Genomic DNA, 1,119 nt, shown 5'->3' on the forward strand with positions numbered 1-1,119 from the left:
AAGCCATCGGTCATCTGCCCGAGCGCGTGATAGAAGACCTGCGGGTCGGTGACTTCGCCGCCGCCTTTGCGCGGGAAGGGATAGCACCACTTCAACGCAGGCGGTGGCGCATCCACGTGTGCCGGCGCAGTGGACGGGTGCGCTTTGTGTTTCGTTTGACTACTCATGCTGGTCGTTGCCGGACTCACGGGTCTCGTTCCTCTGTCAATCACATCAAGCTAGATATCGCCTGACTGGTTGAAGCGGATGATAAGGGTCGGGCAAACGGAACGGATCGTTGTGGACACAATTTGACATCCGCCCTAAGACTGTCTGATAGGGCGGCGCGATCGACCCGCAGAACTTCAGAAAAAACCAGACGGCGATGCGCAACATGCAACGCACGTGAATCGATGAGCGGCAACATCGGCGCGGCACGGATCGAAACCCGTCGCGCCGTGTTATCAACAGAATCGCTTGATAAGGATGTGCATAACCTGCGCGTGACATGCGCAAGTGCTTGATGTATCTCGGATTCGCTGCCGTGCTCGCAATACGGCAACGCCCGTTCGCCAACGCCTCGCGTTATCCACAGTTCCAGCGGACAAGCCTGTGGACATCCTGCGTAGGACTATGCCAAGTGCTTGAAGCGGTTGATATTCGAGTCGGAGCCCGCGAACCGTACAAAGTTGACGCAGGTCGTCGCACTCGTTGCTCAGACAACGCTTATCGGTCACCTGCCCGAGCGTGTGATAACGGACCTGAGGGTCAGTGGCCCCACACCTCAACACAGCCTTTGCGTAGGAACGGATAGCGCCACCGTACTCACGGCACCGTCACAGACGCAGCATTCGGTGTGGACGATCCCCATCGGCGGCTTAGCCCACGCCTAACGCCACCTTCGAGAATCAACAATTCCCTTTACGTTCCCGTTCTGCCAAATTCGAACCATGCCGGACAACCGGGCGGGACCAACGCATCCCGCACCCGCGTCGAACTATTGAACTCATACAGAGGAGCCGTCAACCTTGAAAATTCTGGTGCCAGTCAAAAGAGTGGTCGACTACAACGTGAAGGTGCGCGTGAAATCGGACCAAACGGGCGTGGACATTGCGAACGTGAAGATGTCGATGAACCCGT

At 57.3% G+C, this 1,119-nt stretch carries 1 pseudogene; it reads left to right on the forward strand.

Annotated features, from left to right (window positions below):
- Positions 1–1,007: 1,007 nt before the first annotated feature.
- Positions 1,008–1,119, forward strand: a pseudogene (locus HV796_RS42630) (electron transfer flavoprotein subunit beta/FixA family protein); the annotation flags it as partial.

The organism is Paraburkholderia humisilvae (assembly GCF_902859855.1).
GTDB classification, from domain to species: domain Bacteria; phylum Pseudomonadota; class Gammaproteobacteria; order Burkholderiales; family Burkholderiaceae; genus Paraburkholderia; species Paraburkholderia humisilvae.